At 62.2% G+C, this 14508-nt stretch carries 11 protein-coding genes; 3 read left to right on the forward strand and 8 right to left on the reverse strand.

Going from position 1 to position 14508, the window contains the following annotated elements; all coding sequences use genetic code 11:
- Positions 1-11: 11 nt before the first annotated feature.
- Positions 12-1094, forward strand: coding sequence for an aldolase (locus OPIT5_04235; GenBank protein AHF89561.1), 1083 nt, complete (start codon positions 12-14; stop codon positions 1092-1094).
- A gap of 121 nt (positions 1095-1215) precedes the next feature.
- Positions 1216-2145 carry a lactate dehydrogenase gene (locus tag OPIT5_04240; GenBank protein AHF89562.1) on the forward strand — a complete coding sequence of 310 codons (930 nt, stop codon included), beginning with the start codon at positions 1216-1218 and terminating at the stop codon, positions 2143-2145.
- Between the two features lie 284 nt (positions 2146-2429).
- Here the strand turns inward: OPIT5_04240 and OPIT5_04245 are convergent, their stop codons facing one another.
- A complete protein-coding gene (locus tag OPIT5_04245; GenBank protein ID AHF94063.1) occupies positions 2430-2999 on the reverse strand; it encodes a hypothetical protein in 570 nt (189 codons plus the stop codon).
- Between the two features lie 427 nt (positions 3000-3426).
- Positions 3427-4194 carry a hypothetical protein gene (locus OPIT5_04250; protein ID AHF94064.1) on the reverse strand — a complete coding sequence of 256 codons (768 nt, stop codon included), beginning with the start codon at positions 4192-4194 and terminating at the stop codon, positions 3427-3429.
- Positions 4195-4353: 159 nt separating this feature from the next.
- Between OPIT5_04250 and OPIT5_04255 the strand changes: the two genes are divergently transcribed.
- Positions 4354-6144: a hypothetical protein gene (locus tag OPIT5_04255; protein AHF89563.1), complete on the forward strand. Its 1791-nt coding sequence runs from the start codon at positions 4354-4356 to the stop codon at positions 6142-6144.
- 116 nt (positions 6145-6260) lie between these two features.
- Here the strand turns inward: OPIT5_04255 and OPIT5_04260 are convergent, their stop codons facing one another.
- The 6 genes from OPIT5_04260 to OPIT5_04285 all read right to left on the reverse strand — a co-directional run bounded on the left by OPIT5_04260 (position 6261) and on the right by OPIT5_04285 (position 14475).
- A complete protein-coding gene (locus tag OPIT5_04260; GenBank protein AHF89564.1) occupies positions 6261-7520 on the reverse strand; it encodes a threonine dehydrogenase in 1260 nt (419 codons plus the stop codon).
- A 310-nt stretch (positions 7521-7830) separates the two neighbouring features.
- Positions 7831-8187: a hypothetical protein gene (locus OPIT5_04265; protein ID AHF89565.1), complete on the reverse strand. Its 357-nt coding sequence runs from the start codon at positions 8185-8187 to the stop codon at positions 7831-7833.
- A gap of 97 nt (positions 8188-8284) precedes the next feature.
- Positions 8285-9286 (reverse strand): 2-hydroxyacid dehydrogenase, encoded by a 1002-nt coding sequence (locus OPIT5_04270; GenBank protein AHF89566.1) that lies wholly within the window; start codon positions 9284-9286, stop codon positions 8285-8287.
- A 16-nt stretch (positions 9287-9302) separates the two neighbouring features.
- Positions 9303-10436, reverse strand: coding sequence for an anticodon nuclease (locus OPIT5_04275; GenBank protein ID AHF89567.1), 1134 nt, complete (start codon positions 10434-10436; stop codon positions 9303-9305).
- 77 nt (positions 10437-10513) lie between these two features.
- A complete protein-coding gene (locus OPIT5_04280) occupies positions 10514-13684 on the reverse strand; it encodes an ATP-dependent helicase (protein ID AHF89568.1) in 3171 nt (1056 codons plus the stop codon).
- Positions 13681-14475 (reverse strand): hypothetical protein, encoded by a 795-nt coding sequence (locus OPIT5_04285; protein ID AHF89569.1) that lies wholly within the window; start codon positions 14473-14475, stop codon positions 13681-13683. Before OPIT5_04285 ends, OPIT5_04280 begins: the two co-directional genes overlap by 4 nt.
- Positions 14476-14508: the final 33 nt, after the last annotated feature.

Here is a 14508-nt window from a genome sequence, read left to right on the forward strand (position 1 = left end):
CCTCACCCGCCATGTCCCAACTGCTCACCGCCCGCGACATCGAAGATCTCCTCAAGACCGGAGCTCCCATTCCCGCCACTGCGCGCCTCACGCCCGCCGCCCGCGACACGCTCCGCGACAAGGCCTCGATCCTGCCTTCCTCCGGCGCCCTGCGTCCCGCTGCGTCCGCCGCCGCGAGCGCCACGCCGACCGAGCCGATCGTTCCGGATTACGAATACAAGTGGACGCCCGGCAGCGACCCGAAGACGCCCGCCGAAATCGCCGCCTTCTTCGCCTCCCCCGCCATCGAGACCCTCAAGCACCGCATCGTGGACATCGGCCGCCGCATGTGGGAAAAGGACTACACCGACGGCAACGGCGGCAACATCACCGTCCGCGTCGGCGACAACCTCGTCCTCTGCACCCCCACGCTCATCTCCAAAGGCTTCATGAAGCCCGAGGACGTCGCGCTCATCGACATGGATGGCAAGCAGCTCGCCGGCGCCCGCAAGCGTACCAGCGAAGCCATGACGCACCTCGCGATCATGAAGCGCCAGCCCCTCTGCAAATCCTGCGTCCACGCCCACCCGCCCCACGCCACCGCCTTTGCCGTCGCCCGCGTGCAGCCCCCCACCTGCCTCATCCCCGAAGCCGACATTTTCCTCGGCAAGATCGCTCTCGCCAAATACGAGACTCCCGGCTCCCCCGAGATGGCCAACACGGTCGGCGAAGTCGGCAAGGACAACCAATCCGTCCTCCTGCTCAACCACGGCGTCATCACCTGGGGCAAGGACGTCGAGGACGCCTACTGGAAAATGGAAAACACCGATGCCTACTGCAAAACCATCTGGATCGCCTCCCAGCTCGGCGGCGAGATCGGCGAAGGCGTGGGCGGAGCCAAGGCGAAGGAATTTATAAAAATCCGCAAGGCGCTCGGCATGCCCGACAACCGCGACGGCCTCAAGGAGTGCGAACTCTGCGACAACAGCGACTTCCGCCCCGGCGTCGTCTGTTATCCCGAGACTGCGCCCGCCTCCGCACCCGAGGCCCAGCCCGATCCCGGCATCGAGGCCCTCGTCAAACAGATCACCGAACAAATCCTGAAAAAACTCTGACGAACCCGGAAGTTGGCAGTTGGAAGTTGGAAATTTGTTCCTGACTCCGGCTTCCCGCCAAACCCGACAGGTGCTGCCTGACCAATTTCAAACTTCAAACTGCCAACTGCACTCTCCAAACATGAAAGCCACAATCATCGGCGGCGGCGGCCGCGTCGGTTCCAATGCAGCCTTTGCCCTCCAGTGCGCGGGCATTGTCTCCGAAATCCAGATACTTGACGCCAATGCCGACCTCGCCGCCGGCGAGGCGCTCGACCTCCTCCACGGCACCGCCACCATCGGCGGCCAGCGCATCTACGCCGGCGACTACGCCCGCGCCACCGACAGCGACATCTTCATCATCACCGCCGGCCTCCGCCGCAAACCCGACGAATCGCGCCTCGACCTCATCAACCGCAACGTCGCCCTCTTCCTGCAAATCCTCGCCAGCATCCAGCAGGCCGGCTACCGCAAGGACGCGCTTTTCTTCGTTGTTTCCAATCCCGTCGACATCCTCACCCAGCTCGCCGCCGCCAGGCTCGGCCTCCCCTGGCAACAGGTCATCGGCCTCGGCACGATGCTCGACACCTCCCGTTTCCGCTCGCTCATCGCCGCCGAGCTCAAGCTCAACCCCGCCCAGATCACCGCCCTCATCCTCGGTGAACACGGTGACACCATGATCCCCGTCTGGTCGAGCGCCGCCTATGCCGGCCTCCCGCTCGACAAGGTCCCCGGCTGCACCAGCGCCTTCCAGAACCAGATTTTCGAGCGCACCAAGACCAGCGGCGCCGAAGTCATCCGCCGCAAGGGCGGCGCCGGCTGGGCCGTCGGCCTGACCATCGCCGAAGTCGTCCACGCCATCGCCCTGGACAAACACGCGGTCCTTCCCGTCTCGACGATCCAGCAAGGTGCCTACGGCCTGCGCAACGTCTCCATCAGCGTCCCGACTCTCGTCGGTCGCAAGGGCGCCCTCGCCCACCTCGAAGTCGAGCTCTGGCCCAAGGAACTGCAAGGCCTCCAGTCCAGCGCCCGCGCCCTCCAGGAAACTTACGCCAAGGTCGCCAAGGCCTGATTCGTTCCCGAGTCACCGTCCTCTCTCCGCAAAGCCGAAGCCCTCACGCTTCGGCTTTGTTTGTTTTTCTGCCGGCAGCACTTGAGTGTGGAGTGTTGCCAATTTGTCATCGTTGGCTTTTTGTCAACAGATACGATTCAACACCATCCGATGCGCACCACTACTCATAAGCAATTGTTTGCCAAACGTTCTGCCACGAAGGTGCGGCAGCGGCAGGAGACGCTGGCTTGGTTGGCGTCCGGGAAATTGACCCCGGAACAGGCGCAAGAACGCAATGCGCCGATTCATTCCCCGGTCCATGTAATCGATCTCTGGAAAGACGTCCGTCGATTTGCCCAAAAACGATAACGTCTGCCCCCCTGCTCCTCATCATGTCCCGCACCGAACGCAGACCGGTTGAGGATTTCGAGGCAGTCTTTCAGGCAATCGCCCATCAGGCGCCCGGTTCGGTCATCCTTGTCGGCGGCCACGCTGTAAATGTCTGGGCGTTGACCTATGTTGATCGCATCGGAGACCAACTCCGCCCGCATCGTCCGCTTACCAGTGCCGACATGGACCTGGTCGCAACCCGGAATGCCCTGATCGCACTTCACAAGGAACTCGGTGGCACGCTTCATCTGAGCCAGAGTCGGGAAATTACTCATGGTACTCTGGTCCTCGGCGTCGAGCCGGACACACGAGAAATTGACGTGTTGCGCAGTCTCAACGGAGTTCCCCGTATTGAAACCCAGGATACTGTCACCCTGGCTGTCTGCGGCCATCCGGTCCCCGTGCTGTTCCCGCACCTGCTTCTCCAGGGAAAACTCAAGAATGCCCGTCATCTGGATCAGGGAGGGCGCCAGGATGACAAACACGTAAAAATCATGTTGCTCGTGTTGCGCGAATTCCTGACCGACGTCGTCAGTTCAGCTTCTCCGGAAAACGAAAGGCCTGCTCTCGCACTGCTTCAACATGCTCTTGGAGTTGTGATTTCCGAGGATGCACACGAATTCGTTCGACGACACAAAGACGTACTGCCGACCGATGCCCTGCCGGTAAAACTCATCGTATCCTCTCCACTGAAAAAGTTGTCGGCATTCGGGCAGCAGGAACTTCCTCGCATCCTTGCTTCATCGTAGGATTCCAACGTCATCGGCAGGCGCGAGTTGATCAACTCTCACATCATCCTTCCGGGACAACTCTGCAACAGGCACCTGCGCCATGGAGAGAGATTTATCCCGGTCCTGGGCGCGCCAGCTCCATCAGTGGTTCGGAAGCGAGCCCCGTTGATTTCTGCCCCCGCTATGGCCGGAGCCTCCCGCAGGTGGCCGCGACCGCCGCGAGGCGGTTCTCCACACCGAGTTTCCCGTAAATGTTTTCCAGGTGCCGCTTCACCGTCCCTTGGCTGATGCCGAGGATGAGCGCGATCTCCTGGTTCGTCTTGCCCTCGGCCAGCCAGGAAAGCACCTCCTGCTCCCGACCGCTCAGCCGCAGCCCCCGCCCTCCGGCCTGCCGCGCCTGCAGCGTCCGCCGCACCTGGCCAGGGGAAACCGGTTCCGCCGGGCCGGAGCCGATGGCCCGCGCCGCGAACTCCGCCGCGTGCGCCTCACTCCCCTGCCCCCGCCCCAGCATCAGGCGGAGCAGGATCGGCAGGTGCTCGGCCAGCAGATCGAACAGCATCCGGTCCTCGGCGCAAAAACTGCGCCGGTCCCGGATCACGCAAACGCTGAAGGTGTTCCCCGGCATCCATTCGCAGTCGCAGCCGAGGTCGTCCTCGATGCGCACCACCGGCCGCGCTTCCTGATACAGCGCGCGCCGGTGCCATTCGCCCGGGCTCAAAAAATCCGAGATACACGAGGCTTGCCGGTCCCGCCGCCCCATGGACGGATGCGACGCCATCCCCTCCGCCGAAAACCCCGGCAGCCCGCCCGCCGTAAACACATCCCGCTCCTCCCTCGCCGCGCCCCGCAGGCTTCCGGTCGCCAACTCGCCATCGACGATGCACGGCAGCAGGCCGACCACCCGCGCCAACGGGTCCGGCAGCAGCACCGCCCGGTACATGGCAGCCATCACCGTGTTAAATCGACGTATTCGCCAGTGGCCGGGATTCATTCTTGCCGTATGCTTGCAACAACTGCGCCACCTTTCCCGAACGAGCGCGTTTAGCCAGCGGAAAATGTGCCGGACGGCACATTGTCCGCACCCGGCCGCTGTGCGACACTCGTCACCATGACGCTGCTCCCTGCCGCTGCCCGTGCGAACCGTCCCGATCACCGGCTTTTCCCGCGCCGCCGGCCTTGCCTCCTCGCCCGCGGCGCCGGGCTGGCCACCCTGCTGGCCGGGTTCCCGTTCGCGATGGCACGGGCGGCCGACGCCCCCCGCTACACCTATACCGTGCTCGCGACTCCCGGCACGGACAGCTACGGCTACTCCATCAACAACGCCGGCCAGATCGCCGGCGCGGCCATCACCGACAACGAAACCAGGGCCTTCCTCTACTCCACCGCGGATGACACTTTCCTGTGGCTCGGATCGTCCGTCTCCTCCGGGGAGAGCCGGGCCTACGGACTCAACGAGGCCGGGCAGGTGGCCGGCGCGGCCTGGCTGAGTCCGGGATCGGAAGGCTACCCCGCACTCCGGGAAACCGGCTTCATCCACAACCCCGTTGGTTCCGGAGAACGGACCGGCACGCTCGGCGGCCAACGCTCGAAGGTTTTTGCCATCAACGCCTCGGACCACGCCGTCGGCTGGTCCGAAACCGTCCCGCCTCCCGCGGCCGGCCAGCTCGGCGCTCCGCACGCCATTCTTTACGCCAACGGCACCCTCCACGATCTCGGCGTCCTCACGGGCAAAACCGTCAGCGTCGCCTACGGCATCAACGACGCCGGCCAGGTCGTCGGCTACTCCGGCACGGGCATCGGCGCCGGCGAGCGCGCCTTTGTCTATCAGAACGGCGTCATGACCGAACTCGGCACGCTCTCCGCCGACGCGAACGCCACCAGCAGCGCCCACGACATCAACAACCAGGGCCAGATCGTCGGCCATGCCAGCACCTCCGGCGGCAACACTCACGCCTTTCTCTACACCGATGGCGCCATGCAGGACCTCGGCACGCTCTCGAACCAGGGCGACAGCTTTGCCCACGCCATCAACGCCTCGGGCTGGATCGTGGGCGTCTCCGATCAATACCAGCCGCAGACCTTTTCGACAGCCCGGCGCGCCTTTCTTTACAAGGACGGCCAGATGTACGCCCTCAACTCCCTGATCGACGGCTTCGGCGTGAGCGACAATGTCCTTTTTGCCAGCGACATCAATTCCCTCAGCGCCACCGGTCAGGTCGGCAAACCCATTAACGACTGGGGCCAGATCGTGGTCGGCAAACGCATTGCCGGCCAGGATCGCGTGCTGCTGCTCAACCCCGTGGACATCCTGCAAACCACCCTCGCCGGCGGCGCGGCGCACAACGCCAAGGTCATCGCCGGCTACGACTACCGGCACGTCGCCCCCTTCACCTCGATCGAAACCCTCGGCACCACCGCCACCCTGCTCGACGGCATTGCCGGAGCCAACCGCGACGTCGATCTCGGCTTCAGCGCCGCACCCTCCGGCCGGTTCGTCAGCGACGTGCTCGAAGTCAGCGGTACCGGCGCGGACATCTTCATGCTGCAGCTCACCTACGATGAAGCCCTCGCCACCGCCCTCTTCGGCGACGAGAGCCTCGCCTTCCTCGCCTGGCTCGACCCGCTGGATGACCAATGGAAAAACGCCGTGCTCGGCAACAGCACCAGCTTCATGAACTTCGTCGCCGGAGCCTACGACCCCGAAACCAATTTTATTCTCGGCACCTACGGGATCGACACCGATACAAACACCGTCTGGGCGGTACTCGACCACAACAGCCGCTTCGCCGTCACGGCCGCCATTCCCGAACCCGCCGCCCTCGCCGCGCTCCTCGGCGCCCTCGCCGCGGCGCTGGCCGCCCTGCGGGGAGTGAGCCGTATCCGTAACCACAAGACTTGACCTTTCCCTGCGGAAAAGGGCCTGTGCTGATGCTGCGCAGCATCACCGGGTTTGGGGCGAGGCGCGTCGCGCCTCGTCCGGCAGGCAGCAGAGACGCCTGCCGCTGCTTTTACCGGCTACGACTTTTCCTGAACCGCTCCGGGCAGCACCACGACTTTCAGGCCCTCCTGGCGGATGTTCAGCTCCATCGCCTCGGTGATCTTTTCCAGCGGGAAACGGTGGGTGATGAGTTCCTCGACCGGCAGGCCGATGCCCTGCGCGCGGCGCAGGAAATTGTAGGCGATCGGGTATTCATCGACCGAGTACACCCAGGAACCGACCAGCGAAATCTCCTTGGCGCAGAAATCCTGATGCGGGTTGACCGTGCAGGTACCGTTGTCGACGAAGAAGCCGACCTCGCACACCCCGCCTCCGCGTTGCACGAAATGGAAAATGTTGGACGCGGCGGCGGGCACGCCGGTGCACTGGAAGGCGAAGTGGCAGCCGCGCCCCTTGGTCGCGCCCTTCACCGCATCGATCAGGTCGGGCAGGCCGGGGTAGTTGCGGTAGTTGATCACGGTCTCGGCTCCCATGCGCTTCGCCATGGCGAGGCGGCTGTCCGATCCGTCGAGCGCGACAATGTGCTCGGTGCCGGCGGCGCGCACCACCGCCAGCATCAACAGGCCGATCGGCCCGCATCCCTGCACGAGCACGCGGCTGCGGAAATTGAGCAGGCCGGTGCTCTTGGCGCGCTCGAGCGCATGCACCACCACGGCGGCGGGCTCGATCAGCATGCGCAGCTCGAGGCCGAGATCGTTGACGACAAAAAACGAAGCGCCGGCCCGCACGATCATGTACTCGGCGAAGTAGCCGTTGAGATGGGTGTCGTCATCGGGGAAAAGACCCTGCACGCCGAGGTTTTCGCAGAGGTTGAGCCGGCCCGGAAGATAGAGGCAGGGATCGCATTTGCCGCAGGTGGTGACGCTGGTGACGATCTTGTCGCCCACCTTCACCGGCTTGCCGGAATTGTCGCGCGTCACATTTTTGCCGAGCCGGACGATCTCCCCCGTGCCCTCGTGCCCGAGCACCAGCGGGGCGAGCTTCATCGGGTCGCCCTTGTATTCGTGAACGTCGGTGCCGCAAATGCCGCAGCCCTCCACCCGGACGAGAATCTCGTCATCGGTGATCGCGCGGATAGGAAACTCGCGCAGTTCGATGTGCTTGGGACCGGTGAGCAAGGCAGCTTTGCAGGACGCCGGGACGGCAACGGTCGCCGCCTCCGGCGGTGCGGCGACCGGACGGGAAGAGACCACGGCCGAGCACGCGGGACGGAGCAGATTGCCCTGTTGTTCTTCGATCACTTGCCGGACGATCCGGCTGATGTCTTCAATTTGCATGGCTTGGCTTTTTCAGGGTGTTCAGGACCACCCTGTTGAGGGAAAAAGGCAGCATCACTGCGCCGGTTCCCTGGCGTCAACGAGAGGATGGAGCCGGGCCGACGTTCTTCACGCAGCTTTTAGCACCTATTAACCGGCATGTTTCATACGTTTTGTATCCGGAAACGTGATCGCTTGCAAGTAGGGGCGTCGCTTGCGACGCCCGCGAACGGGAGAGGAGCCTCATCCGCCTGGCGCGGGCCTCGCAAGCGAGGCCCCTGCATCGGCATACGCCTCAGGCTGGCAAAGCGTATGGCCCAAAACACGCCCCTCAAAACGGCACGTCGTCGTCATTGATCGTCTCGCCGGGCTCTTCGGGGAGGGGGGCGCCGTCGTCTTCCGGGGGCGGCGCGTCAGGCGATGCGTCAACGGGTTCGATTTTCCATGCGTTGAGATTCACGTAGTAATTTTCCTTCCATTCGCGGCCCCGCAGATCGAAGGAGACCTTGGCCTTGTCGCCCGGATTGAGGGAGGCGAGGAGGCTGACCTTGTCCTTCACGCACTCGAACTTGATGTCCTGTGGGAAGCGGCCGTCCTCGATAGTGAGGACAAATTCACGCTTGTTGAAGCCGCTGCCGAACGTCTGCTCGTCGAAGATTTTTTTGATGGTGCCGGTGATCTCGAACATGCCGCCCACGATGAACGCAGTCCGCGACCAGTTGCCAGTCTTCGTTGACGCACAGGGCAGATTTCGGGCGAGACACCCTTTTCTCACTTCAAAATTCTCACTTCATCTTCCTGCGTTTCAGTTTCGCCTCAATGGACTTCAACTCGGCCTCGTCGGCTTGGTCGGCGGCGAGGGCTTCCTGTTTTTTGCGGCGGTCATCGAAATCGAGATAGAGCGCGGTGGTGGACGCTTCCATTTGCTCGTGGCTGACGTCGCCGTTGCCTTCGAGGAGCGGGAAGCCGTTGGAAGCGATGATCTGGTCGATGTTTTCTTTCCAGAAGCTCATGCGCGTCTCCTTGCGGTTTTTGGCGCGGAGCTCGGCGGTTTCGAGGAAGATGACGACGAGGCGGTTGAGGGTGTCGATTTCGTCCTCCGTGAGGTAGTTTTTGGCGACGAGGATGTCGGTCTTTCGCACCTTGTCGCCCTTCCACGCGAGCAGGCCGAAATGGGGATCGTCGGGATTGGCCCGTGCGGTGACGAGTCCGGCGGCGGTCTTTTGGCTGACGGCAAAGAGCAGGGAGTTCTGGACGGTGGCGAAAAATTGCTGGGTGGCGCGGTCGGTCTTGTCGTAATCGGTGCTGAGAGCGAAGAGGTCGCGGACTTTTTGATAAAACCGTTTTTCTGAGGCGCGGATGTCGCGGATGCGCGCCAGCATCTCGTCGAAATGGTCCGGGCGGCCATCGGGGTTTTTGAGCCGCTCGTCATCCATGGCGAAGCCCTTGAGCAGGTATTCCTTGAGGACGGTGGAGGCCCAGCGCCGAAACTGAACGCCGCGCGGCGAACGCACCCGGTAGCCGACAGCGAGGATGGCATCGAGGTTGTAGAGGGTGACCGGGCGCCGCACCTCGCGGCCACCTTCGGTTTGAACTACCGAGGATTCCTCGATAGTTGCTTCGCGGCTCAGTTCTCCGTCCTCGTATATGTTCTTGAGGTGCAGGCTGATGTTGTCGGTGCTGACATCAAAAAGCTGGGCCATTTCCCGTTGGGTGAGCCAGACGGTCTGGTCCTTGGCCCGGAGCTGGATGCGGCTCTGGCCATCTTCGGTGGTGTAAAGGATCAGCATCGGCGAAGGCGGTTTAGGGTTGAGCTGCGGGGATTGGCGCGGCGGCGGGCGGGGGCGCTTCGTTGACCAGCGCGGGCAGGTCGAAGGCGTGTTTGTTGAGGAAGGCCGCGAGGATGTCGCGGAAGAGTTGTTTGTCGGCCTCCGACATCTCGACCGGCGCGTAGAGCGAATATTTTTCGTGGCTACGGAGATTGAGCGCGCGGGCATACAGGGCTTCGTCCTTCACGCCTTCGAGGCATTCTGAGAAATCCTTCTTGCCAAAAAAAACGGCGGTTTTTTCCATGATCCCACGCAGCATGTTGAAATGGTGGAAAAAGAGCGTGCCGGAGTGGGAATCAGCGGCCTTGCGCAGCTCGGCCAACATGGCGACGTGGTGGAAAAAAGGCGTGTCGTCGGTGGCGCGCAGGGTGTAGTCGCCGCTGCCGCCGGGGCGGTGCAGGAAGTAGCGTTTGCACTTCCCGGCCTTAAGCTCGTTGCAGACGACGTTGAAGAACAGGGCGTGGTGCGAGGAAACAACTGTTTGCAGTCTTTTATGTCTCTTTTTGGCCTTCTGGAGTATCCTAGCGAGGTCGCTGGCGACTGCGATGGCGTTGTTGTCGTCGAGCGATGAAACGGGGTCGTCGATGTAGAGATACTCGACCCAAGCGTAGGACCAGTGACCGGCGATCACCCGTTCACAGATGGTCATGAAGAGACACCAAATGAATAGACGTTCTTCGCCGCGGGAAATTTTGATATGAGTGGCGCCCTGCTTACGAAAGGAGACTGTCCAGTTGGTAAATTCAAAGGTGAGATCGGTGTAACGGCCGAGGTAAGACTGAATGTCTTTGTTTAAGTCCAACTCATCGAGGCCGCCGAAAAATTGAGAGTCTGAATTGAGTCTAAGGAAACGCTTGCTGTCCGTCGCGAGGTCATTTTCCCACGAAAACAGGTCCTCGGTGAAGGCGTTGAAATAAAGAGTATCGGGGGTGCCAGAGTTTTTGCGTTTGCCTGCGTCCTTGAACTCCATCGAGAGGCGGGTCTTGCCGGTGCCGTTGTAGGCGTAGAGGAGCACGAAGTCGTGGCCTCCGTTGACGAAGTCGTCGCGCAGCCGCGCGACCAAACGGTCGAGGGATGGGAATCGAATGATCTTGGGTTTGTCGCTCATGCCTCGGCCTCCGCTGGGGACGGGAAGAAATGCAGTATGCGCACCCGTGTCCGGAAATGGTGTCGAGACTTCATGTCTTATTCCGCTCCGTCGATGATTCGCCATGCCTTGCGATAGGCGCTGCCGGCAGTTCCCACGGCTGCGTTCCAATCTTGATCCGATAGCGCGGCGAGACGCTGGCGGATCGAGGGCAACGACTCGCCTGTGCGCATATTCAAATTTCGTGCGAGACTGGTGGCGGCTCGGCGCGGAACCCCGAGCAACCGCAGCGTGACCGCCTCGTCGGTGGCGACCCCATAGAACACCTGTGACGGGAGATTGGCCAAGCGGCTATGTGCTTCGTCCGAGAGTTCGGACCCGGTGATAGCCAGCAGGGCATTGAGCCCCCAAGACGAGGTTTGGGCGAGTTTACCGAAGAGGTTTTGACCGCATTTGGTCAGCGCGGTTATGCCATCTGTGTCTTCGTCGGCGAAATGACGCGCGGCTATAGTCGTGAGTTCTTCGCCGTTTACCCAATCTTTTAGAATGAGCGCGAGTTTGTCGCCATCTGGAGCTCTACCGCCAAGAACAGCATTCAGATTCTGACGCAGCTCGGGAACTCGCAGCAGCACTCCCATCATATCCTGCAAGGTTCTGTCTCCATCGCGAAACAGGCGGTCACGGTCCCATGACGCCGGGCCGATATTGCCACGATTTGCCATGACCGTGCGGATGCTCTGAAGCGAAAATCCAGTGCTGTCCACGAGCTTGAGCGGTTGCCTTGGCCGAGTCATGTCGGTAATATAGGCTTCGATGCCGGTGAGAAGCTGACGAGCGACTTGACTATTTGATGCACGGAGCTTCTCGAATCCAAGCGTTCCACGAAGCACCTGTTCGATTTGATCCGCGAAATTAGCCGGCTCTCCCATCTGGCGGTAGGTGTGGACGAGATATTGGAGGAAGCTAGACCATTCCGGGCGGGAGTAGACGATCCTGCCAAGGTCGGACATCAAGTTACCCGCCGCTTGCGCGAGAAGGATCAGCGCAGAATTCAAATCCCCCGTATTGCGACAAATAAACGCCTTTCTCTCAGCAGCCTCGGCCTCATCCTTGGCCACCAAGGCAACCACGCCAAGCTGGCCTTGAGATACGCGACCGGCACGGCCTGCAATATTCCAAAAATCCTCCGACGGCATGGGAACCGCATATCCGGTCGAAAGATAGTGTGTGGCCGCCATGACCACACCGCTGACTGGGAAATTTACGCCTTGGGCGATGGTGGTGGTGGCGGCTAAAACATCGAGCTGCCCTTTCTCGAAGAGCCACTCCATCAGCATGCGGATCTCTTCCGGCAAACCGCCGTGATGCACGCCGATGCGATGGGAGAGCAAATCGACCAAGGGAAACTGCGCGCCCATCTCCGCAGCCACGTATTCCTGAACAAACCGCACATCGTCCGACAATGTCTCGGCTTGTTCGGCTTTGATGTTTTCGGCGAGCTTCCAGACGAAGTCCGGCCGGCTGTGCATGGCGATGACCGGACCGCGCGCCATGAGCTTCCGCGCCGCCATGGCGGCCAAGGTGCCTACATCCCGCGCCTTGGAAAGCGTGGAAGCCAACGACTCCTCCTTCCCCAGCGAGAAGGCGTCATCAATCACGATGGTGTGGCGCGAGGTGTGAACCGACTCAAAATTCAGCCGGTAGTCACGACTGCGCCCATTTTTCGGGCCATTATCCACCGGGCTGACAATGCCGATGGCCCGGTCGTTGGGCTGCCAGTCCACGCCAAGACTGATGTCGTCGGAGTTCGGACCGCCGAGCCAACGGGCGACTTCGCGTGCGTTTTGAATAAACGGCGTGAGCAACAGGAACTGCGCCTCGCGGCATTCGCGGTTGATCGTGGCGAGCAGTAACTCCAGCCGCAGACCGCGCTCCTTGTCCTGAATGGTGTGGGCCTCGTCTACCACGACCAAAGTCAGTGGGCGGCCGATCTTCTCCTCCCAGCCTTGCCGCAGCATCAGGTCGAATTTTTCGGGCGTGGCTACGAGGATGCGGAAACGTGCCTCGTCACGCGACTCGGTGAGCACGCCGGCTTCGACGCCATCGACTTCCATGGCTGGACTCACGCGCTCCACGACAAGACCGAGCGGGGAAAGATCGCGGCGCAGCTGACGTGTGACCTGATTCACCAGTGCGCGGCTGGGCGCGAGGTAGGCCACCCAGCCTTTCCTGTCTTCAAACTGGTTGAGCGCCTGAAGCATTCGGAACTGGGCGATGAGGGTCTTACCGCTGGAAGTCGGCAAGCTCACGACCACCGCGCGACGACTGGAGCCGAGCAGACCGCGCTCAGCGAGGGTGCGGCGTTGCGGGGGCAAAACATCAAACAGAGCCCGGTCGCCGCGTCCCCGGCTCACCAGTTCGCGGACAAAGTCCGTCACCCGCGAATTCACCGCCCGGGTGACCGTCCAAATGGAATTCTCGACCATCTGCGCGGCAGCGCGGGCGAGCAGCCTTGTCATCGGTTCCAGTTCCACCAAGCGGGCGGTTTCGCACGCGGCGAGGGCACGATCGAAATGCGAATCGAGCAGGAGCTGAACTTGATGGTTTCCGTCCACCACGCCGTCGGTGATGAAGTGCGCGAGCACGTCAGCAGCCTTTGCCAAGTGGTAGATAGCAATCAGTTCCAAGGCCGAGCGTTTGGCTGCGAGCGGTGTAAAGGTATGCAGGTAGTCTCGCTCAAAGTCCTGCTGCGCGGTGCGCAAAGCCGCCACGCGTTCCAAAACCATGTCGCGGTCGCTCCAGCCCTTTTTGCGCACGAGCCGCAGCCACGTGTCGGTCAGCGTGGCCCGGCAACGTTCGCCCCAGTTCTGCGAGTCGAGCGGCAGCGCCGGCCAAGCGCGCTCGGTTTCCAAGGCCCGCAGCCAGCGAGCGGCATCCGCGCCGCGATCACCGAGGACGGCGAGGGCAGAGGCGCGCAGCAGGTGCGCCCCAGCCTCCATCGGAACTTCGGGCACGGGGAGCACACGCAAGAGGCGGAAGGCATCGGCGGCGGCCCCGCATCCGAGGGCGCGGCGTTCGGGATCGTCGGCTAGGCGATTAATCTCCAAGTCGAGCACAGCGATTTCCAAGGCGGAGGCGAGTTCCCCAAGTATCTCTTGATCGAACTCCGGGACTTCCCGTGCCATCTCGCGGTAAAACTGGACGCGGTCGGCCTCGCGCAGCGCACGGGCCCGCTTGTTTGAAATCGCATCGAGTAGCCAGTGATTCATGCCGCACCTCCTTGCCGGATAAACTCAGGCAACCGGCTGATAGGCCACGGTAGATAAAGGGCGAGGAGACTGCAACGCGTCGGGTTTTGCAGCCGACCACCCAGGCTGCGCCCGCGAGTCTGAAGGTCGGCCTCACGGGCCTCCTGGTCGCGCACGAGGATTCCAAAGAGCGCCAGATCGCGACGCCCGGAGTTGAAATAGCGGGTGCAGGCTTGGTTGAATGTAACCTCGTGCGGGGTGCTTCTTACACGAGGCAAGAGCCATTTGAGGAGCTGACAGATGGTCCCGAGATTGTTGGCCAAGGTGTCGAGTTGGTGGCCCAATCCGCCGCTACGTCCGCTCATAACCTGCGGAGGCCACTGCGCCTCGGACGAGCATTTGACCTCTCCCAAGGCGAGACGGTGGGAATCGCCGTCGCGTTGGAACCCCACAATGTCCGCGCCGGGCAGCGAGGCGAAGGGGTTGCGCTTGTCGCGCTCCGTGTTCCACGGCAGCACGACGTCGTGTTGATCTTCCAGCACGGCTTCGGCGAGGGCTTCGCCTGCCGCCCAATCGCGCTCTTCCGGCACCTCGGCGGCGAGCACTTCCTCCAGCGCATCCTGTCCCATACCGGTCAAGCTGAGTCCGCGGAGGTGGCTGCTTAATTCTTCGCTGCCTTCCGCATCATTGAGGCGGGCCGCCACCGGACCTGCCAAAAATGCGCCTAGATCGTCTCCGTCCTGCGCATGCAAGCCATTGCACGACACGCAGCCATAAGAGGATTGATAGGCGATTTGGGACGGGAATGGCATCGATTAAACCAAAGGGGAATACTCTGAAGCAAG

Source organism: Opitutaceae bacterium TAV5 (assembly GCA_000242935.3).
GTDB lineage: Bacteria > Verrucomicrobiota > Verrucomicrobiia > Opitutales > Opitutaceae > Geminisphaera.